We start from the raw sequence: 24190 nt of genomic DNA, 5'->3' as shown, positions 1-24190 counted from the left end.
TTTATAGTTCGCTTCCTAAACCAATATATAGGTGTATTGAGCCTTTATCTTTTTTATTTAGTGGTGTTGCTAAATCAAACTTAATTGGCCCAACAGGAGAAGCCCAGCGAATACCTAGGCCGGTACCGGTATAAAATTTAGCTGTATCGACTTTATCTATTGCTTCTCCAGTATCAACAAAAGCAGCACCCCACCAAGAACCGGTTAGGTTGTATTGGTATTCCGCTGATCCTGTGATCATTTTTGAAGCCCCCTTAAGTTTACCTTTTTTATCTTTAGGTGAGATAGATTGATAGCTGTATCCACGAATACTGCGATCACCACCAGCAAAAAATCTAAAAGAAGGTGGCACTCTATCAAAGTTACTTGCTTGAATAATGCCGAAATTACCTCTAGCTATAAAACGATGTGATTGTTTAATTGAACGAATCCACGTTTGTTGGGCTTGAAAACGGACTAAATTAATATCAGATCCTAACGATTCGGCAGCGCCTTCAACCGAATAACGTTGAGAGTCGCCCCACATAGATAATAAATTACCGTCATTACGAATACGCGAAATACTAAGTGATGGATAGTATAAAAAGGTTTTAAAACTTGCATCCCCTTGAGTAAAGTCGTCATGTAACATATTAAAACCTAGAGCTGTTTGCCAACCATCAAAGTTATCCCAATTACGCAGAGCACCTAAGGTATAAGAGCGCGAGTAGGTATCATTATTATCAATTTTTTTATAACCACCTTGAATGGTATAGTATTGTTCAATAGGTGATTTTTTCAAAGGTATTTTATAACTCATCGTAATAATTTGCTCAGGTGATGATAGAGATAAATTACTTTGAAAACTATGTCCTCGGCTATTGATCCAAGGTTTATTCCAACCAATTTTACCATGCACGCCGTTATCTGTTGAAAAACCTAAACCCAGATCCATGGCATTTTTTTTACGTGGCGTGGTTACCACATCAATAGGTAACGCTTTGTCTGCTGTTAGATTAGGAAAATCCGGTGTAACAACCACTGAGTTAAACCAGTTTGTTGAACTAAGGCGTCGGTTTAATAATGATAGCTGTTCAGCCGAATATTCATCCCCCTCTTTAAAAGGTACGATGTTGGCAAGATAATCTTGGCGAATTTTTGCGTCTGGAAATTTAACCTCGCTAAACTTATAGCGTTTACCGGTATTAAAATCGATATTCCAAAAAGCTTGATGATCGTATTGAGATACAGCTAATTGATGGGTTGGCATTTCAGCATCAAAATAGCCTTTTTTTAATGATAAGCTTTCTAAGCCTTTTTTGAATGCTTCGTAAGTGCCATGATTTAAAATTTCACCGATTTTAGGCAGTTGTTTAGCTAATAATTCTTGAAAATCTTTATCTTGTTTACCTTCACCATTAATATTAATATTTAATTGTTTAATTCTAACCGGTTCGCCAAGTGATACTTTAACAACGAGGATTTTAGGATCACTTTCGTCGTAACTAAAAGTAGGGGAATAATACCCTAATGCTCGGAGGGCTTTTTGTGCTTCACTTTCAAAATATCGCTTAAAACTAGACGAATTATTGATTTTATCTGGTGTGATTAACGAAATGCGTGCATCAACGTTTTCCGCAAGTTCTCCCGACAATCCTTTAATTGATAACTTCATATCGGCATAACTTGATGTGGCTGTTACCATTAAAAGTACGCATAATGAGCGAGAAAATCGTGACACATACACCTCGATAAAGTTTAGGATTCAAGTAATTTTACATGCCCAATATATGGTAAATGGCGATAATGCTGCGCATAATCTATACCATAACCTACTACAAACTCGTCAGGAATTGAAAAACCGATATACTTTACAGGTACTACAACTTCACGGCGTGAAGGTTTATCTAATAATGTACAAATCTCGATACTACGAGGATGACGTAGTTTTAAAATAGCCATTACCTTGCTAAGCGTATTGCCAGTATCAATAATATCTTCAACAATCAGTACATCTTTGTCACGAATATCTTCATCTAAATCTTTTAAAATTTTGACATCTCTATTACTTACCACTGCATTGCCATAACTTGAGGCCGTCATAAAGTCGACTTCGTGACCAACGCTAATTGCTCGGCTTAGATTTGCCATAAAGATAAAAGAACCTCTTAACAAACCAACTAAAATAAGCTCATTTTGACTGCCTGCATAATCTTGACTTATCTGTTGACCTATTTCATTTACCCGCTTTTGGATATCTTCAGCAGATATCATGGTTTCTAATGTATGTTTTTTCATTAATAATGCTCAGTATATATCTTAAAAAATCAGAACAGATTTTAGCAATTTTCGCAGGTAAAAAGAATAACTAAGCCAATATTTTATCAAATAATTAACAAATGATTTATAGAATTCATTTTTTAATATTAAGTCAATGGTTAACTGTAATATGACAATATTATTTATTTTGTTTTTTTTCTAAACGACGTTTTTTGAAAAAGTTGCTTAACATTGAGCTACATTCACTAGCTAAAACACCACTAGTTATTTGGGCAAAATGATTAATGCCCGTTCTGGAAAGAATATTGATATAAGAACCAGCAGCACCAGTTTTATAATCACTAGCACCATACACTACACGTTTGATTCGACTATGTATAATAGCACCTGCACACATAATACAAGGTTCAAGAGTAACATACAATGTTGTATTGACTAAACGGTAGTTGTGTAAAAATCGACCTGCTTGTTCAATCGCCATGATTTCTGCATGAGCAGTTGGGTTATGCTTAATAATTGATTGATTAAATCCTTCACCAATAAGTTGTCCGTTTTCATCAACAATTACTGCGCCGACCGGAATTTCTCCTATAGATTCAGCGCATTTTGCTAATTCTAATGCATGACGCATCCAAATTTCATCTGTCATGCTTTAATATTATAAATTATTTAGATTAAGTACATCACGCATATCATAAAGTCCAACCGGCTGCTTAGCAAGCCATAATGCAGCACGTACTGCTCCATTAGCAAATGTCATTCGACTTGAAGCTTTATGACTAATTTCAACTCGTTCCCCAACATCAGCAAAGATAGCAGTATGTTCACCTACAATATCACCAGCTCGAATAGTAGCAAAACCAATTGCACCTTTTTGTCTTTCTCCGGTATGGCCTTCTCGGCAATAAACTGCACGTTCATTTAAGTTACAACCAAGTGCATCAGCAATAGCTTCGCCCATAGCAAGAGCGGTACCTGATGGGGCATCGACTTTATGACGATGATGGGCTTCGATAATTTCGATATCAGTATAATCACCCATAATTTGGGTGGCTTTTTCGAGTAATTTAAGTACTAAGTTAACACCAACGCTGAAGTTAGCAGCAAATACAATTGCAATTTGTTGTGCGGCATTAGCAATTGCTTGTTTACCTGCTTCATCAAAGCCAGTTGTGCCGATTATCATCATTTTCTTATGTTCGACGCAAAAAGTTAGATGTGCTAGAGTCCCTTCAGGACGAGTAAAATCAATTAATACATCAAACTGATCTTTTGCTTTTAATAGATTATCAGTGACTTTTACACCACACAGTCCAATACCAGCAAGCTCACCAGCATCACTACCTATCAACGATGATCCTTCTCTTTCAAAAGCAGCGCCTAAAGTCACACCTTCAATTTGGGATACGGCTTGAATGAGTTGACGACCCATCTTACCTCCAGCGCCAGCAATAGCGATGCGAATCATACTTGTAGACATATAACTTTCCTTACATTATCACCTTATATACATAAACAAATATTATAGCGGAAAACTATTAAGTTATATACCAGCTAAAAGGCAAAATGTTATACTTTGTTCCTATTATTCTTATAATAAAAATAGGATACGTTATGTGTTGTAAATGGTATTTTGGATGGAACATTGTTATTGCTGCTGCATTGTTAACACTGCTCTCAAGCGGATTACGGATGAGTATGGGGGTATTCTTTTTACCTATCGCCAATGATCTGCAATTTAGTCGTAGTACTTTATCAAGTATTATTGCTATTGGTATGCTGTTTTCAGGAATTGCGATGCCAATAGCCGGCTATTTAGTTAGCAAATATGGAACACGCTTTGTATTATTATTAGGTTCACTAATTATTATTATTTCGTCTGTTTGGGCAGCTAATATAACTGATTATTGGAATTTTTTGTTATCCTTTGGGATCGCGTTATCTTTTGGTACCTCGTTTGTCGGTTCGGTAAGTTTTACACCGATTGTTGTTCGTTGGTTTAGCAAACATCGCGGATTGGCCTTGTTTATTTTATCGAGTGGCAGTATGGCGGGCATTGCCGTTATGTTACCTGTATTTGCTTATTTTATTCCACTTTATGGATGGCAAACTACATTGATAGCATTTTCACTATTTTTTATGCTGTTAGCTTTACCGATAGCGCTCTTTATTATGAAAGATAAAAAAAGTGATACTGATACAACTGAGAATAATCATGATTTAAAACCTGAAATGACGTTAGGTCAAGTCTTAAAAACGCGACCTTTTTGGCTACTTAGTTTTGGTTTGTTTACTTGTGGATTTAGCATGAATTTACTTGGGACTCACGGTGTTCCTATGTTAATGGATCATGGGTTTGATTCAATAACCAGTTCTTCTGGACTAGGTTTAATTGGTCTGGTGGCAATATTTAGCACATTACTGCTTGGCTATATTTCAGATATTGTGCCACGAAAATTTGTATTAGCTATGATCTATTTTGTTCGGGGTATAGGATTTATAGCATTAGTTATTGCAGCAACGCAATGGCAACTTTATACCATAGCCTTATTAGGTGGGTTAGTCTGGGCTGGCGCTTTATCTTTATCAAGTGCCATATCTGCTGATATTTACGGTGTAAAAATTGTTGGTTTGCTTTCAGGTTTAACCTATTTAGGTCACCAAATTGGCGCAATGATTGGTTCGTGGTTGGGTGGATGGGCCTATGACACATGGCATAATCACTTTATTGCCTTTGGTATAGCCAGTGCTTTATTATTGTTAGCTGCGTTATGTACTTGCTACTTACCTAAAATACGTAATAGTTAAATATAACAAAAATGGACGCTATCTACGTCCATTTTTATTAGAGAACCTTTAACAATTCAACATCAAAAATTAGAGTACTATATGGTGGAATCGACGCTCCTGCACCTTGAGAACCATAAGCTAATTCTTGAGGAATATATAACCGCCATTTTGAGCCTTCAGGCATTAATTGTAACGCTTCAACCCAACCACGAATAACACCATTAACAGGGAATTCAGCCGGTTGACCTCGTTCAACTGAACTATCAAATACCGTGCCATCGATTAGCTGTCCAGTATAATGAACTTGCACTCGGTCAGTTGCTTTTGGATATGCGCCAGTACCTTGTTTAACTATTTCGTATTGTAAACCTGATTCAGTTGATTTTATGCCGTCTTTTTTAAGATTTTCCGTTAAAAAGTCTTTTCCTGCTTGGGCAATTTTTTCAGCTTGCTTCGCTTTTTCTTTAGAAGCTTGTTCATGAACGTGACGAAGAGCATCATGCAATTCTTGTAAAGGTAAAGCCGGTTGGTTACCACTTAATACATCTTCCATAGCTAATTTTAGTGCATTAAGTTCTAAATTATTTAAGCCCGACTCTTTCAGTTGCTGGCCAATTTGTAGTCCAATTGCGTAACTTGCTTTTTGCTCAATAGTATCTAATTTCATTTTTTACCTGTCATATTGTTAATATTAAGTTAGTTATTATAGAGCATTACGATTAAAGATAAGAAGAAAAATATCTACTCCTATTAATTATCATCAATATAACAATGCTTTCTAATATAAATTTAGAGAAGAATTTACTATTTTATCTAGCGCTTAGTTAAAATATCAGCGATAATAAGTTTTATTGTATTTTTGAATGGATGATTTTAAATGCCGTTTCGTAAATCTATTTCGCTTGCTATTGTGACCAGTATGTTACTAACTGGTTGTTCACTTGTTGATCGTTGGGTTTATCGACCTGATATCAATCAAGGTAATTATGTAACAAAAGATGCAATAGAATTATTACAAGTAGGCCAAAGCAAAGAGCAGGTGGTATTTATTATGGGATCGCCAATGTTAACCTCATCTTTTGGGGATAATGTTTGGTATTATGTTTTTCGCCAACAGCCACGCCATGGTAATGTGAGCCAAATCACTTATGCCGTTTATTTTGATGGGATGGGGGTAGTGAGTGATATTAAAACTTCTACATTAGAAGGTTCTTTGTCATTAGAGGAAATGAATAAACAGGAAATTTCAGATCCTATTGACATTAAGTCTGAAGATGACAATGATAATCTAACTAATCAACAATCATCGGAAACTTCATCAGAACTCGAATCGGAATCAGAATAGAATCAAAAAAACCTCGTTATTATAACGAGGTTTTTTTATGTCTATGTTCAATCAATGTCAAATTCGATTAAATCGGTCTATTAGTAGTGACCACCAATAGAAGAAATAAGCGCTACTATAAGAATCATATAAATGATGAAAAATAAAATAGAACAAATAAAAGCAATTAATGTAAACTTCCAATAGCCATGTAAATTTTCAATAGCTTCAACAAGATTTCGTTCGTTATCAAAATTTGCAGCCATACCAAATGTGCTGCCTGATTTGAATAGTTTTACACCAGCTAAAATTACCGGAATACCGATGATAGCAGATATTATCCCTAAACAAGATAAGGCGCCGATAATTATCATTATAACTCCATAGATTTGTTGCATTATTGCTATAAATTTCATCTGTTTTTTTAACATTTCAGTTGAATTAATAGTAATACTTTTCGGTTGATTAAGATCCATATTTATTCCTTACATTATATATTGTTGTACTATCAAAAAATGCCGGATAGAATAACATTTTATTTTTTTATGTCGAGGCTAATTTGCAAAAAAAATCTATATTAAATCGTTTTTCAATAGCTCCCATGTTGGATTGGACGGATAAACATTGTCGTTATTTTCATCGTATTTTGACTAAACAGACGTTACTTTATAGTGAAATGGTAACTACAGGGGCAATTTTATTTGGTAAAGGCGATTATTTAGCTTTCAATAGCCAAGAACACCCTTTGAGTCTTCAACTAGGTGGAAGTGATCCTATTGCATTGGCTAAATGTGCAAAATTAGCCGAAGAACGAGGATATGACGAAATCAATCTCAATGTCGGATGCCCTTCCGACCGCGTACAAAATGGTATGTTTGGTGCCTGTTTAATGGCGAAAGCTGATTTAGTCGCAAATTGTATTGATGCCATGCAAAATGCTGTTAGTATTCCCGTTACGGTAAAAACACGTATTGGTATTGATAATCAAGATAGTTATGAATTTTTATGTGAATTTATTGATAAAGTCATGCCTTATAGCGAAACATTTATTGTACATGCTCGTAAAGCTTGGCTTTCCGGACTTAGTCCAAAAGAAAATCGCGAAGTGCCACCACTTGATTATGAGCGAGTATATCAATTGAAACGTGATTATCCTCATCTAACAATCGCCATAAATGGAGGAATTAAAACCATTGATGAAATCAAGCAGCATTTAACTTTTGTTGATGGTGTTATGGTTGGTCGTGAGGCTTATCAAAATCCTATTCTATTGACGCAAATTGATCAACAAATCTTTGGTTCTGATGCTCCAATTCCTGATCCTATAGCTGCAATACAAGAACTTTATCCTTATATTGAAACGCAGCTAACTCAAGGCGCTCAGCTCAATCATATTATGCGTCATACCTTAGGTATCTTTAATGGTAGAAAGGGGGCTAAACAGTGGCGACGCTATTTGAGTGAAAATGCCCATAAAAAAGGGGTAGGAATAGAAGTTGTTGAACAAGCATTAACTTTTATTCAATAGCGACAAATGTTATGAGATGTTTCGAAGTATGCTTGATTGCACATGCTCGACGGTTCAGTATATACTAGCGAACAATTTTACTTAGGGTTCTCTTCTGTGCGTTTAAATTCAAGTCAACAACAAGCTGTCGAATATGTTTCAGGGCCTTGTCTGGTACTAGCAGGTGCGGGTTCAGGTAAAACTCGAGTAATTATTAATAAAATTGCTTATTTAATTCGGGTAAAAGAATATTTGCCTCGACATATTGTTGCTGTTACTTTTACTAATAAAGCGGCTCGGGAAATGAAAGAACGCATAGCCCAATCGTTGAGTAAGCCTGAGGCAAGAGGGTTAAAAATTTCAACCTTCCATACCTTAGGACTGGATATTGTACGTCGAGAATATAAACATCTTGGTATTAAAGCTAATTTTTCACTATTTGATGATCATGATCAATTCGCTTTGCTCAAAGAGCTTACCCAGCAATGGTTAGATGGTGATAAAGATCTTATTAATCAGTTACGTTCAACTATTTCGAATTGGAAGAATGATATTGTTGATTCAACCATTGCAATGGCGAGAGCACAAACTAATAAAGAAAAGCTATTTGCTCATTGTTATCAACTTTATGAAAAGCAACTTAAAGCATGTAGCATATTAGATTTTGACGATCTTATTTTATTACCGACATTGCTATTAAAAACCAATGAAGAAGTTAGAGAAAAATGGCAAAACCGTATTCGTTATCTATTAATTGATGAGTATCAAGATACCAATACTAGTCAATATGAATTTATTAAATTATTGGTAGGTAGCCGAGCTAAATTTACGGTTGTCGGCGATGATGATCAATCAATTTATTCATGGCGTGGTGCCCGTCCTAAAAATTTAGTTTTACTCAAGCAGGACTTTCCTCAACTAGAAGTAATTAAGTTAGAACAAAATTACCGATCATCAGGAAGAATATTAAAAGTTGCCAATATTTTAATTGAAAATAACCCTCACATCTTTGAAAAGAAATTATTTTCCGAACTCGGTTATGGAGAACATCTAAAAGTTATATCAGCTGATAATGAAGAACATGAAGCAGAAAAAGTGGTTAATGACTTAATTGGACATCGATTTGCCAATAATAGCCAATATGGTCAATATGCCATTTTGTATCGAGGTAACCATCAATCTCGTTTAATTGAAAAAATGCTAATGCAATATCGAATTCCTTATCGAATTTCAGGCGGTACATCTTTTTTTGCTCGAATTGAAATCAAAGATTTAATGGCCTATCTTCGATTATTAACCAATCCTGACGATGATAATGCATTTATTCGGATTATTAATACCCCAAAACGTGAAATTGGACCTGCAACCATCCAAAAATTAGGGGAGAGGGCAAATCATCGTGGAGTTAGCTTATATCAAGCAAGCCATGATATGGGATTAACGGAATTACTTTCAGGTAAACGCATGGAGACATTGCATACCTTTATTCACTGGTTTGATTCTTTGATTGAAAAATCACATATAGAGCCGATGGCTGCCATTCATGAACTCTTACATGGTATTCATTATGAAAGTTGGATCTATGAAACCTCATCTTCGCCAACGGCTGGGCAAATGCGCATGCGTAATGTAGAACAGTTGGTGAGCTGGTTAAATGATATGTTACAGGGTGATGATATCGATGAAGGATTAACTTTAGAGCAGGCTGTAGCTAGATTTACCTTGCGTGATATGTTAGAGCGTAATGAAACAGAAGAAGAACTGGATCAAGTACAATTAATGACATTACATGCTTCTAAAGGGCTTGAGTTTCCTTATGTATACTTAATTGGCATGTCAGAAGGGTTATTGCCACATCAAACCAGTATAGATGAGGATAATATTGAAGAAGAACGACGGCTTGCTTATGTTGGCATCACTCGAGCACAACGGGAATTAACCTTTTCATTTAGTCGACAGAGAAAACAATTTGGTGAAACAGTTTATGTAGAACCAAGTCGCTTTTTACTTGAACTTCCTCAAGACGATTTAGTATGGCAAGATCAGCGTCATGAATTATCACCTGAGAAAAAGATGCAACAAGGGCAAAGTCGTTTAGCTATGCTAAAAGCACAAATAGCCAATGCTAAATAAAAGACTAATATTTCAATTAAGATAATACAGCAATCGAATTGCTATCATGATTTATAATTAAATCAGACTAAATTAACAATAATATAAAAAAATTGAGGAAAGGGGTTTTTTAGGCTTAATAATAAATACATTTTTATTTATTTTTAGCAAAATACCCGATTTTTTATTAGAAAAATTTTCAATATAGCGATTATGCCATTAAATTGATGATATTTTGACTATATAACCTAATAATCGATTAAAAAGCATTGACGGATCAAAATAGCTTTATATAATACTCTGCGTTATATTAATTCTGCTACTTAATGTCTCCTTAGCTCAGCTGGATAGAGCAACGGCCTTCTAAGCCGTAGGTCACAGGTTCGAATCCTGTAGGGGACGCCATTTCAACAACGATCCAGCCCGATTGAAGACGATTAAACCCTTATCAAATAAAGATTATCAACAAGATTAGAACGATTAATTACGACCTAAAACGATTGACAACGCCAATCTTTTCACGGTATTTTTCAAGCCAAGCAACACAAATACCGTAAATTATGTTAACAATAAAAGCAATTGAATCCGCAAAACCAAAAGATAAGCCGTATAAGCTACCAGATTTTGAAAGTTTATATTTATATATCACACCGTCAGGTACTTTTATACATAAATCTAGCTATATCCTTTCTATGGTGGGCTGGACAAGGGAGCCGAAAGGCTCGCCGTTTTCCTCGTGCAACGGTACTGAGAACCTTGTTCAGTTCATCACCAAATTTCGCAGGTTTGGTGGTGATTAAGTGTTCCCTATACACATAGGGATATACCGAATAGTGGTTTCTGAACAAAGTTTATTGTGTATAAGGTTCTAGTTTACTGCCGTGTAGGTAGCCAAAAATTTAGTTTAAAAATATCTATTGTTCAATGGAGAAACAAATCTGAAGAGATTATCCATCTTTGCGATGAAAATGGATTCGTTTTAGGTGAGCGAAAGATAAAAAATAAACTAAGAGTAAATCAAAAAAATATTTCGGTTTATGCGGCATCAGATTATTTTAAAGAATTATGTAGTTCAGGAACGTTGGAAACTGATTTAGATCCAGATTCGAATGAAATTTTAGAGATAATTGAAGATAAAATTAAAAAACATTTTGTTGATCAAGACTTAAAAAATAAATCTAAAATTATTGAAAATTGGATTAGTGAGGGTATCTATCCTTATAATCGTGAAGACATCAAGTGTTGTTTTAAAAAATGCAGAGAGGCAAATTTTTGATATCTTGGCTGTTAATGTTGCAAATCATCTTGATAAATTTGAAAGGCAAATAAAAAAAGTAAACAATTCACTTTTACCTTGTTAAAACAAGCGATTGAAAATAACCCTGAATCAGTTCAAAAAATAATAAGTGAAGTGTTGGGGCTAAAAAAAGAAGAGCAGGATGATTTAGCAAACTTATTAAAGCAAACAACTTTATCATCAGTAATTAAATCCTCATAAATTATAACTGACCGATTAAATTTTATTAAAGTGCTTGAACAGTTGCTTTTTGATAAAGAGACAAAAAAACTTTGCTGGAAAGAGATCCGCTTCATAAAATTTTGGAGCGAGAATCATGGATTTTTAGAGAAGATTTTGCTCTAGCTGGAAGTGAGGATACTTTAAATGAACTTCTTGAAAAGCATATTACGTCTCTTAAAAAAGATGATATTGATTTATCAAATAAAGTAATTCAAGCGAACGGGAAATTAGGACGTGTTGATTTGTTTTTTCTACATCTCTACAACCTAGAGAAGGGGAGTTTGAACATTTGGTTGTAGAGCTTAAGAGACCTTCAAAAAAAATAGATCAGGAGGTTCTTGGACAAATAAAGGGCTATGCTGGAGCTATATCGAAAGATGAACGGTTTGATCAAAGTAAAACTAAATGGATATTTATTGCTGTATCAAATGAGTTAGATGATTCTGTAGAAAATGCTGTTAATCAGTTAAATAGGCCTAGAGGGCTAGTACTTGCCCCCCTAATCATAGCGTTTGGATTTATACGTGGGGTGAAATAATTAATCAGGCTAGATCTAAATATACGTTTATTAGTGATCAGCTAAAATATAAAGCAACAAGAGATTCAGCAACTGAATACTTAAAAAAAATTCACGGACAATTCATTTCTAAACTTGCTGATAAACCTTAAAATTACATTAAATTCACACATACCACCTACGGGTGGTTTTTTATTGCTCCTAATTCTTAAATAAAATACCATTACCTAAAAAAGGAGATGGTATGAAAAGAATTGCATTGTTAGGTTTAGTTTGTTTCGGTTTGTATGGTTGTGGTGATGAAGGTGGTAAGAAAGTAACTGAGGAGATGCTTGTAGGGGATTGGGAGTGCACAGCTAGCACACAAGAAGCTGAATGGAAAAATGGTTTATTTCAGGATTACTCGACACCTGTTAATCAAGGAAAATCGTTAATTGTATATATAAAGGAAAACGATGCTCTATTTGTAAAATTGCCCGATAGTGATAGAAAAATAAAGCTGGATTTTAAAAAATTAAATGATGAATATAGCAATACTTTCGATGACACAAAAATAACTGGTTATAACAAACTCGAATATATATCAGATGATGAGTTTAAAATGACTACTGAGACATCACAGATGTTTACTGACTCGGAATATAATAAAAAGAACAAAACATTAATGCACTGTAAAAGAATGAATTAATTCTTTATTCAAAAATATAATTTCTAAATAAAACTCTCTAACGAGGGTTTTATAACATGTACCCTGTAGGTACAGAGATAAAATACAAAACTATTATAAACCGGCCTAGTGGCGGTTTTTTATTGCTCCGAATCCCTAAATAACTTACTATTGCCTAAAAATAATTTAATGTATTAGGATGAATGGTATGAAAAAAATTGTTTTTTTGGGGTTAATTGGTTTTACATTGATAGGGTGCTCATCGTCACCAGTGTCAAATGATGCGGCATTAAACGTTCCTGAGCAGCGGATATATAACCAGGATATTTTTGTAAAAAAAGAAAATTCAGGAATGGTTATTATAAAAAGAGATAAAGGATTTGTAAGTAGCGCTTGCTCTGATTCTCTTTTTGTTGACGGAGTTAAAATTGCTGATTTAAACCCTGCGGAAAAAGTTGTTATTTATCCGCTCTTAGGGAAAAGAATTTTTAGCATGGTGGCAAATGGAATTTGCGGCGGAGGAATGGTTGAAGTTGAAGGGGATATTGAGAAAAGTCAAGTTTTAACATATAGGATTGCTCATTCCTTAAATGGTGGATATGGTATTTATAGAACTGCGTTCTAAATAGACTAATCATTTATAGAGTATTTTATTATCTGGAGAAAATATGTTGTCACAAATACAATCCGATAAATTATTTAATTTGCATTAAATTCATTATTGTATTTAAAAACAATTAATCAAAAACTTAATAAATAAGACCGCCTAATTGCGGTTTTTTTATGTTTGGAGAAAATAAATGGCAGAAGCAATCAATCTCTTACGCTTGAAATCAACACTCAGAGCGTAGACGAAGCAAGCAGAAAATTAGATGCATTCAGTAAAAAAACAGAAGAAGCAGCATCAGCTACTGATGAATTAACAGCAGCAAAAAAACGCTCATTAAATATAACTGATGAAGAGTTGCGTGAATTTGAGCGTGTTTATCAAAATGCAGTTAAAAACCCAAAAGCGACACGAATAGCTACAGAACAAGAACGAAGGCTTGTGGTGGCGAGAATACAACTTGCTGAGTCTGGTGACAAACTTTATGCTAGCTATAGAAAACAGATTGACGGATTAAAAAATGTTAGCACTGCATCAAAAGATTAAGAGAAAATCACTGAGCAGGTAAGGGCCTCATATAAAGCTAGCATGCTTTATATCAACAATTACAATCAATTGTTTGCAGATGTAGCGGTAAAGCAAAAAGAAGTAATATTTGCAGAGACATTAGCAAATAAAGCTAAAACTGACTTCATCAATAAACTAAAAGTTTAAACGCTTTTCTTGATTCAACAGATGCGCTGACCGCAGGAAGCACTGCTGACATAAAGATAAAAATAGAAAATTATGCTGAATATTTTGGTACAACTGAAAAACAAGCTCAAAGTATTCTAGTACAAATGGCTGATATACGCGTCGAGACAGATTCACTGCAAGCTACTAAAAAATTAACAATTTAATTGAAGAAATAAGCAAGTTATACACAACATCAAACAACGGTTCAGAAAAATTAAAATGATTTATTGATTCATTAGTTGAAATAGCAACAAAAGCTGGGGATGCAGCTTTCAGGGTTGAAATACTCAAAGCGTAGGAACAGAATTTCAACAAAGCAATCGACCCGAAAAAGAGTAAATTTTATTATTCTCAAATGTCAATGACAAGAGATGAGAAAATAGAAGCTGAAATTAAAGAAATGAATCGGCTTGCAGATGAACCGAATAAAATCTTTAAACCGGCCGGTGAAGGATATGCAACAGATGATAAAAGAAAGACAGTCGCAGCAGCAATTAGGCGTAACAACAGCGATAGAGGCGGAAGAGGGACATCAACAACTGACATGCTTCAATCATCAAGACAGCAAGAAATTAGCTTGATGAATCAGTTTAAATCATTACGTAAACAATCGTTAACAGTCAACACTATCACATCTGAGAGCAAAAAATACTTTGGCTTACAAGCACAAATCGAAGAGCTAGAGCAAAACTGATAAAAGCAAACTTACAGCACAAGAAAAGTATATTCTAGTCACAAAGCAGCATTATTAACTCAACAAGCGAAAAATGCGGCTTTAAGTGTAGAGATTGCACAATACGAAACAGCCACAAAAGCGCTTCGCAAAATGCAAGGGTATTCTACTAACTTGGTTGCTAAATCTCTAGCTGAACAGGCTACCTTCGGAATGACTTCTAAAAACGCAGGTCGATACAATGAATTGTCAGAGTCAAATTCTCAACGTGATATTGCATTGAAGGGGGCAAATAACCCGAATGAAATAGGTAAGGTTACTGAGGAATACAACAATGCAAAAGAGGTTCTATAACAAAGTTGGCAACTGGAAGACCAAAATCAAAGCGATTGGCTAACTGGTTTGACCGTGGGGATGTGTGAATTTGCAGAAGACGGCAAAATGTATTTAAAGGTTTTCGTGATGTTGCTAATAATGCTATGAACTCAATTAGTCATTCATTAACTGAATTAGTAACAACAGGGAAAATGGATTTTAAATCATTAACTAAATCCATTTTAACTAACATTATTGAAATTATTAATAAATTATTAGTTGCACTGGCTATTCAAACATCAATGAAGTGGATAGGCATGGGAGGGGCTTGAGCCGCCACAGGAGGGGATCAGCAAGCTTATACTGGTGGAGTAATTGATGGTTACGCCAATGGTTGGTACGTGAAGGGAAATGTTAATCTTTCACATCTTCGAAATTCCAGCTCCTCAACGAATGTTAATATGAGGACCAATGTGAAAGTCATTGCAGTGTCGAATGAACAACGAGAGTCGGAACAAGATAAGCAGCGATTAGTTAAGGCATATAAGGAAACCATTAACCAAGCTGTGATAGAAGGCATTGATAAAGCACTAGCGCAAAACGGGGCGATTTACAAAGCGATGCAATCAAGGAATTAAATGTATTTTGTTCAAACTTATCTACAGGAGGGGAATCGATGGATATATTTACGTGGAAAACGCAATTACAAGACACAATAGAAATGTCATATGGTCAAAATGTAAGAGAGGTTAATTTTGGTGACGGATACACTCAAGTAGCTGGACTTGGAATTAATATTCATAATGAAAAATGGGCTCTGACTTTAATATAGGCATATTGAAATTCCATGCCTATGATGTTCCATACTCGGACGAGGAGATTGAACAATACGGTAAAGATAAAAATGATTTATCTGCAAAATCTATTTGGTGGAAAGGGAATGAATATAAAGCGTGGCCATATCAAATAACAGGGATTGAATCTTCAACCGACGGAACTGTAGCAACGCAAAAACTAAAAGTATCAAATATAGAAAATTCCATTACTCCTTTATTCTATGAAAACTTCAAGATACCACGTTACCAAGATTTACTTGCTAGTAAGTTTGACGAGGCTATTAAGTGGTTGGGTGGGGTTACAAAAACAAGAAAAGATAAGATTGAGGTAAGCAGAACCAACCTAATTTGTTTAGTTCATCACATGCTTTGGTTGAATGATTTCTAAATAGACAATCGCTTATACGATGTTTTTAAAATGCTGGGGTCTAATTTCGGTGTAAGAATGCACGATCATTTTGGCGGCGGTGCTTTTATTGACTTGATGTTTAAACAACAGCTAGAAAAGAAACAATTACGGCAAGTATAAAAATGGTATTTTTATCATAAAACTAATATTAAATACTTGACTGTTTAAACGTTTAAAGGGATAATGTACCTAAGATGCTGTTTTAAGCGCATAGAATTTAAGCACACTAAAATAGTTGGGCTTTTTATTAACTCAATATTTCAGCTAATCTGTATTGCATTTTTGTGAATAATTCTATATTAGCTGAATTTAAAACTTTTCTTTTGTATTTGTCTGTTGTCATTAGATTTTCCAATAAAGCGTCAAGTGTTTTTGGACTAAATCCGTACATTATTAAATGTCGAAGACTCTGAAAACATTATTATTGAGTTTTATAACTGATATGAAAATTGATAGTATTCTCAGCGTCATCCTTCTTTAATAATCCGGTTTTATTCAAGTTAAAGCTATATATTGATAGAACAGATAAAACGGCATCAGGTAGTAGGAGTTTATTATCAAATAAATTTAAATTATCTATATTATTTATTTTATTTTTTACATCATTAATATATTGGCAAATTATATCGCTACCATGATAGTTTTTCTCAATAGCCAAAATCTGTAACCATTTTTCACCTTCCTTTTTTTTCCCACTTTTGAAATGTACATGAGAAAATCAGGGTAATTAAAGCGGAACTTACAGCAGTGATAAGGGTTAAAATGATTTTTTGTTTAAAAGAGTTATTAAAATAATTATTCATAAAGTTTCCTTTAGATTAAATTTTGTAATATATTAAGGTTATTAGATAAGCCTCAATTAAGAGGCTTTTTTGTTATCAAGATAGAATTTAACAGCATCAATAATAAGTTGAGCTTGTGTTATATTTAGGTTTTTACGTGCCTGTTCAATTAATGCTATATCATCAACGTGTAGTTTGAAGTCTTTTACTTTAACTTCTCGTTTTTCTGTCGCTTTTTCTTTGAATCTCAGCTCTAGTTAATACCATATAATCACCTTGCTTTTTAAATAAGCAGTTGTTATATTTAAGCCCTCATCGAAAGCTGATGTTTTACTTTATCAACTCCCTGTGGATGTTTATGAATATAGGTTAACCTATGATAAAAGTTAATACTATTTATCTGAAAAATTTTAATTTTATATGGATTTTATGAAAAGTTATTTATTCTATTAATAGAAATAAATCATGGTAATGATAATAAGTTTGTTACTCAGCAGTGTAAATAATTAGATAGGATATATGACTGCCACATGATAATATATAAATTATATATATTTTTAAAGATAACATATTCAGTTTCAATTAAAATATGACTAAAAATAAATTTAAAAAAAAAATAAAAAAAATTTAACTGTAAGCGAAAAAGTTAATATATGTTCAATTGTAGTTAATGTCTTCTTAACAATTTTTTTAGTATATTTCGCTATAAGACAGTATCAAATCGATAAAATCTCCAATGAGCCATTCTTTATAGTAAATGAAACTCTAATTAAAAAAGGAAATATATATACCGATCGAGTATTGCAACTTGAAAACATTGGCGGTCCACTGAGAATTTCAGAACATCCAACAGTGAAATCTTTTATTGTTTTGAATCAATATGGCAATAATAAAATTAAAATACCACTGAAACTTTATAATAACTCTATTCATAGAAATTCATCCACCGGAGTCGTGTATGAATTTTTCACACCTAATAATAATTCTTTAGTTTATGAATTAAACAAAAAATCAAACCATTGTATTTCAGGTAAAATAGAAAATTATATTGAAATATCGTATTCAACTTTTGAAAATGAATCAAAAGTTGAATGGTTTCATAATAATGAGTTATTATCATCTAAGCCGGATGAGTTAAAAAAAGAATTTATTACTCCTATAATTAATGTTGAAGATTCAGAAAGATTTTCAATAAATGGAATTAAAGACTATTTAAAGTCGGAAGGAATCAATTATGACTGTGATTTTTAATAATACAGAAAATTGACAATGTATTTTTTACCTAATTAATTCAATGTGATTTTATACTAAATAGCCTCAGCTAACTACTGGGGCTTTTTTATACCTAAATTTTGAGTAATTCACTCAACATCTAATCGACAGCAACGCTAGATACACACACTACTAATCATTAGCTAGTATGCTGTCATTTCTATTAACTAATATGAAGATTTAGTCATGCCAATAAAAGACCCAAACAACATCAATTGGACGGTTGTTGTATATTTACTTTTTATCACTTTATTAGGTTCATTAGCTAGCTATTACTATCACATTATGAATGGCGACACGTTCCGCATTGGCACTTTGCTGGGTGCTAGTTATTTCAATCTAGATTTCAAATTAGCTGGTGGCGTTGCTGGGCTGGCTGGTTGGTCAGGTGCAACGCTAATTAAAGCGCTGGAAGAGAGACTAATCAAAAAGGCTAGAGGGAATGATCAATGAAATTAACAGAGCATTTTACATTAGATAAATTTACTCGCTCAACAACAGCTCTCCGATTGAAAATAGATAATCGAGTACCAGATGAGTTAATGGCAAATATTCAACTGACAGCTATTAAACTTGAATTAGTCAGAAAAGCGCTAGGCAAATCTATCGTCATTACATCTGGATATCGTTGTCCAGTATTAAATGCAGGGGGCGGTGTATCAATTAGCTCTCACACCAAAGGGCTAGCTGTTGATTTCCATAGTTCGTTTGGAACACCTAAATAAATCTGTCAGCAACTCATTGATGATGGTGTTCAGTTTGATAAATTAATTCAGGAACACAATCAATGGATTCACATCGGGTTTCGTTCAAGTAACAACCGTCAAATCGTTCTAACAGAAGTTTAACAGGGTGGAAAAACAGTTAACTTAAATGGGTTAGTCTAATGGATAAATTAAAACAAATTTATCGATTGTCACCAATAGTTCTATTAGTTATTACAGTTTTTGCTAGCTGTTTTGCTTATCAATGTTTTGAGGATGAACAAACTGCAAAAAAACAACTAACAGAACTAACCTCTCAATTGGAAAAACTACAGCAAGTTATCGAAAAAAATAATCAAATCATAGCACAACGAGAGCAAGAAAAAGCCCGAGACGCTATATCAATTAAACGACTTCACGAGCAAATGAAAGATGCGCTTAAAAATAATCATTGTGCTAATGAAATTATGCCTAGCAATATTTCTGACTGGATACGGAATGGCAAAAACTGAGTATGTTTATCAATGTAATATTACTGCTTCGCTAACACAGCCAAATAATGAGCCACATATTAATAAAAGAATAACTTGGACACAGTGTCCAATTTTTTACACTGAGTTGTTGAACGAACTCAGACAATGCAATGATGACAAAATGACTATTATGGAGATAATTAAATGAATTCATCACAAGAGTATGATAAAAAATCAAATATTGTTTCAGTTAAAGACTTCGGAGCCGTAGGGGATGGGCTACAGGATGACACCTTAGCTATTATTAAGGCAATTGATGAAACGTATAAAAATGGTGGAATTTTATTATTCCCGAGTGGCACTTATATTATTTCGTCAGATATTGAATTAAAAAGACAGTTTATTTCCACTGGCGTTGTTTCTTTTAAGGCTCCTGACAATGAAGATCTTTCCCCTAGTGTGGTTTTTTATATTGGACGTAGAATGAATGTTTCAAATGTAACATTTAATAATCTAGTAGTGAAAATTGCGCCAAAAGATAATGAACAAATCTATATTCCTGTTGAATTAAACGGTGTGAATTTTTTACATTCGAGCCTTCAAATTGGTCAATCGCGTACCATAACAAGTGGATATTCTATTCGTTGTTGTAAATTTACTTCGATTAAGAGCCGAGCATTCAATGGATTAACTGTTCTAAATGCTAATCACGTATTAATCGACAATTGTGAATTTCAAGAATTCCTAAATGGAATCTATATTGAACCTACAATGTCATTTGCCGCTAGTGAAATTCGTATTTTAAATACCCGTATAGCAAATTGTGTCGCTTCTAGTATATCTTTAATTGGTACGAGTACAGCAAGATTATCTAAAATAATTTTAGATAATTTGGTTATCACAGGTTCATTGCGTGATAGGGAGATGTTAAAGCATGGCGGGATTAGAGCATACTTTTGTAATGGACTTATGATTAATAATATTACAGCCAGTACAATAACAGACACTATAAAATTAGAGGCCTGTACTGATGTAAAAGTTCATAACTCAAATTTAACTTCTAACCAAAGAGCGAGTAATATTAGGGCAACGGGATGTGTTAATGTTGATTTATTCAATTGTGTATTTGATCGTGGTATTGAATCAGGTTATGCCGTTATTATTGGTGATGCCAATTTCAATGCACAAACAAAAGGAAATACTTATCCAAGTAAATTTTGGCGAATACATGATTGTAGATTTCATTGTATATCAGTAGCCGTAAAAATTGAATCCACTGATAGTGTTTTTATTTTTAATAATAAATTTCACACAGATATTGCAAAAACAAATACAGCATTATTATGGTTTAGTAAGGAAGTAACAAATGGTCAATACTATAACAATGAATTCTATGCTTCAGGAGAAATAAAAACCATTAGAAATGATTCTTCTGCTAACGTAACAAATACTTATAATGAGCAAAAATTAAATATAATTAAGCCGTCAAGAAATGATTATATTTCAGAACCAATTATAAAAGAGAGTGATTCAGATCTTAATGATGCAACCTCATACCTTATTGAGTTTCAAGTCAATGATTACCGAAAAATACAACAAGCAGCTAATAGCTTTGATTTTAAAACACTATCAGACTGGATGAAATCTATTGATAATGCAACCCTAGCATGGAATAGCAGTTCTTGGAATGTTCCAAGTAAAAAACTTGGTGATATCGTTGTAAATGGGACTGTATATGATACTTATGGAACAGAAAATTTTTGGTGGGCACGTAGCATGCTTGTCATTGATAGATACAATAGATTAACATGTCGCGATTTCTCTACACCTAACTATAGTTCCAATAACCCATTAATGATTGCCTCAGCTAGCATTGCTGAAAATGCATGGCAAACAGCTACATTCCAATCTCCACTTGTTGTCGATGGTGAGGTATATGACCCGCTTCCATATGAGTTGGTAACTCATTATGGTTGGTTTAAAAATTTATCCGCTAGAATGTGTTTAGGACAGAAAAATGATGGAAGTTATATATTGCTTGCGGTTGATGGCAAATCTGGAATTGCTGGTTGTACAATGGATCAAATAGCTAGAAAATTGAGAGCTCTTGGTTGCATGAATGCATTTAATCTTGATGGAGGTGGTAGTGCATCATTGTGGTACAAAGGGAAAATTATAAATAACCCTAGTTTAGGTGAAGGAGAAAGAAAAATACCTGCAATCATGTATATTTAAGTTAATTTAAGGAAATATTATGAAAAAGGGCGATAAGAAAAAAGTAGGTCGCCCAAGTGTAGCTGGTTTAGCTTGTTATTTAGGTAAACACAAAGCATCAATGTAGAACTATTCCGAGCAAAGCACAGAATTTTTCGACACTTTAGAAGCCAAAGGAGATAAATAGTGTCAGTCTCTAAGCAACAAACCAAAATTGAATATATAGCAGATGGTAGTACTGCTGTTTTCCCATTTTTATGCCAAATAGTCAATGCATCAAATCTTATTGTGAAGGTTAAAGGTATTCAGGTTAACAATTATCGCATTGCGGGTTTAAATAACCCATTAGGTGTCAAAATAGTATTTAATAATGCTCCAATTAAAGGTAGTCAGGTAATATTAGAACATGTTACTCAATCAAATTTAAGTAATATTAGTTATGATGTAATAGATGATACCAACATTATGGTAAAACATTCATTTCCTGACGCAATTGTTAGAACTCTACATGATAAAAATGCTGATAATATTTCCGTTAAAGATTTTGGCGCTATTGGTGATGGTCTAACAAATGAAGATAATGTATTCCGTAAGATTGAAGAAACTTTAAAAGATAAACTTATTGATTTATGTGGTTTGACGTATCTTGTCACTAAAGTTTATACAGGTAATAAATATTGTAATGGCTTCTTTCGTAGAAAAGATGGTACTTTAATCCCTGCTTTGTATCATTCGATGTCTATTCGGTCAGGAAGATATATACAAGCTATTGGACAGGATGCGTTGAGTAAAATAGAAGAAACACCAAATGGCGCAATAGGTACAAATCTAATTGCAATTGGGCCGAGAGCTATGTTTAATGCTATTAATGTTAAAAATAACTACGCAATCGGATATCAAGCACTCTATTCAATGGAGAATGGTGTTTATAATACCGCTTTTGGTTTTGAAAGTTTATTTAGTAATAACGGCACTGGAGATAATGTAACTGGTAGTCGCAATGCTGCTTTTGGCGATAATACCATGCGTTATAATACAACAGGGTATAACAATATTGCCATAGGCAGAAATGCAGGGCAAACTAATGTAACTGGAAATAGTAATATTCATATTGGTGTAGCATCAGGGGCTGGTGATTGCCCTGTCAATTTTGATAAAAAAATAATTAATACTTTCCCTACGGATAAAAATAACTGTGTAGCAGTGGGAGCGTCAACACTATTTTATACACATTCAGATGGACATACTGCATTAGGTGATAAATCTTTACAATACCTCAAAAGAGGATTGAATAATACTGCTGTAGGTTTTTGTGCTGGTAGATTATTAGAATCCAATGTCAGTCCGACAGGGAAAGAGTTAACAAATGAAAAGGCAAATGGTGAATATACTGTTTCAAATGGCATAATTTCTATTACACAACCAAATCATGGTTATACTTCTGGATTTACAGTTAAAATTTTATTTAAAACGGGAATATTAAATTCTATAACTGCAGATTATCTCTGGTTAGTTATAAACGTTATCGATGAAAATACATATATTTGTACAGCTCCTGAAAATATTGTTGGTGAAGGAACAACGTTAGTCGTTAATTATTTTTCAGAAATCGATTCAACTACTAATTGCAATTACAATACAATTGTTGGATATAACGCTTTAGCATCTGGTACTACAGCAAAAAATAGCACAGTTGTTGGAGCTGGGGCATTAACTAGTGGTGGTAAATCTGATAATACAGCTATAGGTTTTCGTGCTTTAAACTTTCTGGGTGAAAATGGTAATCAAATAAGAAATACAGCAATTGGCTCTAGAGCAATGGAGTTTATGATAGATGGTTCAGAATGTACTAATGTTTATAATTCAACAGCAATAGGATATAAATCATCAGTAAAAGGCAGTAATGAAATTCAACTAGGTAATTCATTCACAACACCTTATGCCTATCAATCTTTGCAATTACGTTCAGACATTAGGGATAAAACTGATATTAGAGATTGTGATTTAGGTCTAGATTTTATTTTAGGTTTACGTCCCGTTCGTGGAAAATGGAATATAAGAGATGATTATTTTGATGATCATAAAATTCAAGTTGGCTTAGATGAAAATAAACAACCAATCTATAAAACAAAACTAGAGTTTAATGAGGCTGATTATTTAGCAAAAACTAAAAAACGCACTCGTGAACACGAATGGTTTATAGCTCAAGAAGTAGAAGCTCTTTGTAAAAAAATGGGAGTTGATTTTTCAGGATTACACCATGCCTCAGTTAAAGGAGGAAGTGATGTTTATTCATTGAGCTACGATTCATTTATTCCTCCGATTGTAAAAGCGATACAGGAATTATCAAAAGAAATTGAATCGTTAAAAAAAACTAACAAACAATAAACAACTGCCGCCTAGAGCGGTTTTTTTGTGCCTAAAATTCAGCAAATTTAACTTCAATCGGTGCGAAAACGCACCGCTATCAATTCT

At 33.7% G+C, this 24190-nt stretch carries 30 protein-coding genes and 1 tRNA gene; 23 read left to right on the top strand and 8 right to left on the bottom strand.

Annotated features, from left to right (window positions below):
* Position 1: 1 nt before the first annotated feature.
* From tamA to dapB, 4 genes are all read right to left on the bottom strand, one after another.
* Positions 2 to 1684, bottom strand: a complete 1683-nt coding sequence (tamA, locus tag RAM17_RS08390) for an autotransporter assembly complex protein TamA (protein WP_181414675.1) — start codon at positions 1682 to 1684, stop codon at positions 2 to 4.
* Between the two features lie 53 nt (positions 1685 to 1737).
* The gene (gene hpt / locus RAM17_RS08385) at positions 1738 to 2277 is read right to left on the bottom strand and encodes a hypoxanthine phosphoribosyltransferase (RefSeq protein WP_306239856.1); all 540 of its coding nucleotides are present in this window, start codon (positions 2275 to 2277) and stop codon (positions 1738 to 1740) included.
* Between the two features lie 160 nt (positions 2278 to 2437).
* Positions 2438 to 2908 (bottom strand): tRNA adenosine(34) deaminase TadA, encoded by a 471-nt coding sequence (tadA, locus tag RAM17_RS08380; protein WP_110447668.1) that lies wholly within the window; start codon positions 2906 to 2908, stop codon positions 2438 to 2440.
* A gap of 9 nt (positions 2909 to 2917) precedes the next feature.
* Positions 2918 to 3739 carry a 4-hydroxy-tetrahydrodipicolinate reductase gene (gene dapB / locus RAM17_RS08375; protein WP_110447669.1) on the bottom strand — a complete coding sequence of 274 codons (822 nt, stop codon included), beginning with the start codon at positions 3737 to 3739 and terminating at the stop codon, positions 2918 to 2920.
* A 134-nt stretch (positions 3740 to 3873) separates the two neighbouring features.
* Here dapB and RAM17_RS08370 point away from each other — a divergent pair, with 134 nt between their 5' ends.
* Positions 3874 to 5067, top strand: a complete 1194-nt coding sequence (locus tag RAM17_RS08370; RefSeq protein ID WP_110447670.1) for an MFS transporter — start codon at positions 3874 to 3876, stop codon at positions 5065 to 5067.
* Between the two features lie 37 nt (positions 5068 to 5104).
* Here RAM17_RS08370 and RAM17_RS08365 read toward each other — a convergent pair whose 3' ends face one another.
* Positions 5105 to 5716 (bottom strand): FKBP-type peptidyl-prolyl cis-trans isomerase, encoded by a 612-nt coding sequence (locus RAM17_RS08365; RefSeq protein ID WP_110447671.1) that lies wholly within the window; start codon positions 5714 to 5716, stop codon positions 5105 to 5107.
* Positions 5717 to 5926: 210 nt separating this feature from the next.
* Between RAM17_RS08365 and bamE the strand changes: the two genes are divergently transcribed.
* Positions 5927 to 6394, top strand: coding sequence for an outer membrane protein assembly factor BamE (bamE, locus tag RAM17_RS08360; RefSeq protein WP_110447672.1), 468 nt, complete (start codon positions 5927 to 5929; stop codon positions 6392 to 6394).
* Positions 6395 to 6474: 80 nt separating this feature from the next.
* Here bamE and RAM17_RS08355 read toward each other — a convergent pair whose 3' ends face one another.
* Complete coding sequence (locus RAM17_RS08355; protein ID WP_110447673.1) at positions 6475 to 6849, bottom strand: DUF5362 family protein; 375 nt, start codon at positions 6847 to 6849, stop codon at positions 6475 to 6477.
* 125 nt (positions 6850 to 6974) lie between these two features.
* Here RAM17_RS08355 and dusA point away from each other — a divergent pair, with 125 nt between their 5' ends.
* The 3 genes from dusA (at position 6975) to RAM17_RS08340 (ending at position 10397) form a co-directional block, all read left to right on the top strand.
* Complete coding sequence (dusA, locus tag RAM17_RS08350) at positions 6975 to 7901, top strand: tRNA dihydrouridine(20/20a) synthase DusA (RefSeq protein ID WP_110448048.1); 927 nt, start codon at positions 6975 to 6977, stop codon at positions 7899 to 7901.
* A gap of 96 nt (positions 7902 to 7997) precedes the next feature.
* On the top strand, positions 7998 to 10013 hold the full coding sequence (gene rep, locus RAM17_RS08345; protein ID WP_110447674.1) for a DNA helicase Rep: 2016 nt from the start codon (positions 7998 to 8000) through the stop codon (positions 10011 to 10013).
* A gap of 307 nt (positions 10014 to 10320) precedes the next feature.
* Positions 10321 to 10397 (top strand) — tRNA-Arg (locus RAM17_RS08340).
* A gap of 79 nt (positions 10398 to 10476) precedes the next feature.
* Here the strand turns inward: RAM17_RS08340 and RAM17_RS08335 are convergent.
* Positions 10477 to 10641 (bottom strand): hypothetical protein, encoded by a 165-nt coding sequence (locus RAM17_RS08335; RefSeq protein ID WP_181414652.1) that lies wholly within the window; start codon positions 10639 to 10641, stop codon positions 10477 to 10479.
* A gap of 207 nt (positions 10642 to 10848) precedes the next feature.
* Between RAM17_RS08335 and RAM17_RS08330 the strand changes: the two genes are divergently transcribed.
* From RAM17_RS08330 to RAM17_RS08275, 12 genes are all read left to right on the top strand, one after another.
* Positions 10849 to 11268, top strand: coding sequence for a hypothetical protein (locus tag RAM17_RS08330; protein WP_110447675.1), 420 nt, complete (start codon positions 10849 to 10851; stop codon positions 11266 to 11268).
* 293 nt (positions 11269 to 11561) lie between these two features.
* Positions 11562 to 11810 (top strand): hypothetical protein, encoded by a 249-nt coding sequence (locus RAM17_RS08325; RefSeq protein WP_110447676.1) that lies wholly within the window; start codon positions 11562 to 11564, stop codon positions 11808 to 11810.
* On the top strand, positions 11801 to 12049 hold the full coding sequence (locus RAM17_RS08320; protein WP_110447677.1) for a hypothetical protein: 249 nt from the start codon (positions 11801 to 11803) through the stop codon (positions 12047 to 12049). Before RAM17_RS08325 ends, RAM17_RS08320 begins: the two co-directional genes overlap by 10 nt.
* A gap of 223 nt (positions 12050 to 12272) precedes the next feature.
* Entirely contained in the window at positions 12273 to 12716 is a 444-nt protein-coding gene (locus RAM17_RS08315) for a hypothetical protein (RefSeq protein ID WP_110447678.1), read from the top strand.
* 187 nt (positions 12717 to 12903) lie between these two features.
* Positions 12904 to 13320: a hypothetical protein gene (locus tag RAM17_RS08310; RefSeq protein ID WP_110447679.1), complete on the top strand. Its 417-nt coding sequence runs from the start codon at positions 12904 to 12906 to the stop codon at positions 13318 to 13320.
* A 162-nt stretch (positions 13321 to 13482) separates the two neighbouring features.
* Positions 13483 to 13848, top strand: a complete 366-nt coding sequence (locus tag RAM17_RS08305) for a hypothetical protein (protein WP_110447680.1) — start codon at positions 13483 to 13485, stop codon at positions 13846 to 13848.
* 589 nt (positions 13849 to 14437) lie between these two features.
* Complete coding sequence (locus tag RAM17_RS08300; protein WP_146208316.1) at positions 14438 to 14731, top strand: hypothetical protein; 294 nt, start codon at positions 14438 to 14440, stop codon at positions 14729 to 14731.
* 192 nt (positions 14732 to 14923) lie between these two features.
* On the top strand, positions 14924 to 15064 hold the full coding sequence (locus tag RAM17_RS08295) for a hypothetical protein (RefSeq protein ID WP_181414653.1): 141 nt from the start codon (positions 14924 to 14926) through the stop codon (positions 15062 to 15064).
* Positions 15065 to 15189: 125 nt separating this feature from the next.
* Positions 15190 to 15357: a phage tail tape measure C-terminal domain-containing protein gene (locus RAM17_RS08290; RefSeq protein WP_110447683.1), complete on the top strand. Its 168-nt coding sequence runs from the start codon at positions 15190 to 15192 to the stop codon at positions 15355 to 15357.
* A 129-nt stretch (positions 15358 to 15486) separates the two neighbouring features.
* Complete coding sequence (locus RAM17_RS08285; RefSeq protein WP_181414654.1) at positions 15487 to 15663, top strand: hypothetical protein; 177 nt, start codon at positions 15487 to 15489, stop codon at positions 15661 to 15663.
* 38 nt (positions 15664 to 15701) lie between these two features.
* Positions 15702 to 15857, top strand: coding sequence for a phage tail protein (locus RAM17_RS08280; protein WP_110447684.1), 156 nt, complete (start codon positions 15702 to 15704; stop codon positions 15855 to 15857).
* Entirely contained in the window at positions 15836 to 16249 is a 414-nt protein-coding gene (locus RAM17_RS08275; RefSeq protein ID WP_110447685.1) for a hypothetical protein, read from the top strand. Before RAM17_RS08280 ends, RAM17_RS08275 begins: the two co-directional genes overlap by 22 nt.
* A gap of 442 nt (positions 16250 to 16691) precedes the next feature.
* Here RAM17_RS08275 and RAM17_RS08270 read toward each other — a convergent pair whose 3' ends face one another.
* Positions 16692 to 16928: a hypothetical protein gene (locus RAM17_RS08270; RefSeq protein WP_110447686.1), complete on the bottom strand. Its 237-nt coding sequence runs from the start codon at positions 16926 to 16928 to the stop codon at positions 16692 to 16694.
* 925 nt (positions 16929 to 17853) lie between these two features.
* Between RAM17_RS08270 and RAM17_RS08265 the strand changes: the two genes are divergently transcribed.
* The 6 genes from RAM17_RS08265 (at position 17854) to RAM17_RS08240 (ending at position 24103) form a co-directional block, all read left to right on the top strand.
* Complete coding sequence (locus tag RAM17_RS08265; protein ID WP_110447687.1) at positions 17854 to 18303, top strand: hypothetical protein; 450 nt, start codon at positions 17854 to 17856, stop codon at positions 18301 to 18303.
* Positions 18304 to 18510: 207 nt separating this feature from the next.
* Positions 18511 to 18777, top strand: coding sequence for a holin (locus RAM17_RS08260; protein ID WP_110447688.1), 267 nt, complete (start codon positions 18511 to 18513; stop codon positions 18775 to 18777).
* Entirely contained in the window at positions 18774 to 19049 is a 276-nt protein-coding gene (locus tag RAM17_RS08255; protein WP_110447689.1) for a D-Ala-D-Ala carboxypeptidase family metallohydrolase, read from the top strand. The genes RAM17_RS08260 and RAM17_RS08255 overlap by 4 nt, the downstream gene beginning before the upstream one ends.
* A gap of 161 nt (positions 19050 to 19210) precedes the next feature.
* Positions 19211 to 19540 carry a hypothetical protein gene (locus RAM17_RS08250; RefSeq protein WP_110447690.1) on the top strand — a complete coding sequence of 110 codons (330 nt, stop codon included), beginning with the start codon at positions 19211 to 19213 and terminating at the stop codon, positions 19538 to 19540.
* Between the two features lie 165 nt (positions 19541 to 19705).
* Positions 19706 to 21736, top strand: coding sequence for a phosphodiester glycosidase family protein (locus RAM17_RS08245; RefSeq protein WP_110447692.1), 2031 nt, complete (start codon positions 19706 to 19708; stop codon positions 21734 to 21736).
* A gap of 165 nt (positions 21737 to 21901) precedes the next feature.
* A complete protein-coding gene (locus RAM17_RS08240) occupies positions 21902 to 24103 on the top strand; it encodes a tail fiber domain-containing protein (RefSeq protein WP_110447693.1) in 2202 nt (733 codons plus the stop codon).
* Positions 24104 to 24190: the final 87 nt, after the last annotated feature.

This window comes from Gilliamella apis (genome assembly GCF_030758615.1).
GTDB lineage: Bacteria > Pseudomonadota > Gammaproteobacteria > Enterobacterales > Orbaceae > Gilliamella > Gilliamella apis_A.
This window is presented reverse-complemented; position numbering and strand designations above follow the sequence as displayed.

Excerpts from the sequence above, each read along its gene's own strand:
- tamA (WP_181414675.1), bottom strand. The coding sequence starts at position 1,684 with ATGGTAACAGCCACATCAAGTTATGCCGATATGAAGTTATCAATTAAA.
- hpt (WP_306239856.1), bottom strand. The coding sequence starts at position 2,277 with ATGAAAAAACATACATTAGAAACCATGATATCTGCTGAAGATATCCAA.
- tadA (WP_110447668.1), bottom strand. The coding sequence starts at position 2,908 with ATGACAGATGAAATTTGGATGCGTCATGCATTAGAATTAGCAAAATGC.
- dapB (WP_110447669.1), bottom strand. The coding sequence starts at position 3,739 with ATGTCTACAAGTATGATTCGCATCGCTATTGCTGGCGCTGGAGGTAAG.
- RAM17_RS08370 (WP_110447670.1), top strand. The coding sequence starts at position 3,874 with ATGTGTTGTAAATGGTATTTTGGATGGAACATTGTTATTGCTGCTGCA.
- RAM17_RS08365 (WP_110447671.1), bottom strand. The coding sequence starts at position 5,716 with ATGAAATTAGATACTATTGAGCAAAAAGCAAGTTACGCAATTGGACTA.
- bamE (WP_110447672.1), top strand. The coding sequence starts at position 5,927 with ATGCCGTTTCGTAAATCTATTTCGCTTGCTATTGTGACCAGTATGTTA.
- RAM17_RS08355 (WP_110447673.1), bottom strand. The coding sequence starts at position 6,849 with ATGGATCTTAATCAACCGAAAAGTATTACTATTAATTCAACTGAAATG.
- dusA (WP_110448048.1), top strand. The coding sequence starts at position 6,975 with ATGTTGGATTGGACGGATAAACATTGTCGTTATTTTCATCGTATTTTG.
- RAM17_RS08315 (WP_110447678.1), top strand. The coding sequence starts at position 12,273 with ATGAAAAGAATTGCATTGTTAGGTTTAGTTTGTTTCGGTTTGTATGGT.
- RAM17_RS08310 (WP_110447679.1), top strand. The coding sequence starts at position 12,904 with ATGAAAAAAATTGTTTTTTTGGGGTTAATTGGTTTTACATTGATAGGG.
- RAM17_RS08300 (WP_146208316.1), top strand. The coding sequence starts at position 14,438 with ATGAATCGGCTTGCAGATGAACCGAATAAAATCTTTAAACCGGCCGGT.
- RAM17_RS08295 (WP_181414653.1), top strand. The coding sequence starts at position 14,924 with ATGACTTCTAAAAACGCAGGTCGATACAATGAATTGTCAGAGTCAAAT.
- RAM17_RS08290 (WP_110447683.1), top strand. The coding sequence starts at position 15,190 with ATGAACTCAATTAGTCATTCATTAACTGAATTAGTAACAACAGGGAAA.
- RAM17_RS08285 (WP_181414654.1), top strand. The coding sequence starts at position 15,487 with ATGAGGACCAATGTGAAAGTCATTGCAGTGTCGAATGAACAACGAGAG.
- RAM17_RS08280 (WP_110447684.1), top strand. The coding sequence starts at position 15,702 with ATGGATATATTTACGTGGAAAACGCAATTACAAGACACAATAGAAATG.
- RAM17_RS08275 (WP_110447685.1), top strand. The coding sequence starts at position 15,836 with ATGGGCTCTGACTTTAATATAGGCATATTGAAATTCCATGCCTATGAT.
- RAM17_RS08260 (WP_110447688.1), top strand. The coding sequence starts at position 18,511 with ATGCCAATAAAAGACCCAAACAACATCAATTGGACGGTTGTTGTATAT.
- RAM17_RS08255 (WP_110447689.1), top strand. The coding sequence starts at position 18,774 with ATGAAATTAACAGAGCATTTTACATTAGATAAATTTACTCGCTCAACA.
- RAM17_RS08250 (WP_110447690.1), top strand. The coding sequence starts at position 19,211 with ATGGATAAATTAAAACAAATTTATCGATTGTCACCAATAGTTCTATTA.
- RAM17_RS08245 (WP_110447692.1), top strand. The coding sequence starts at position 19,706 with ATGAATTCATCACAAGAGTATGATAAAAAATCAAATATTGTTTCAGTT.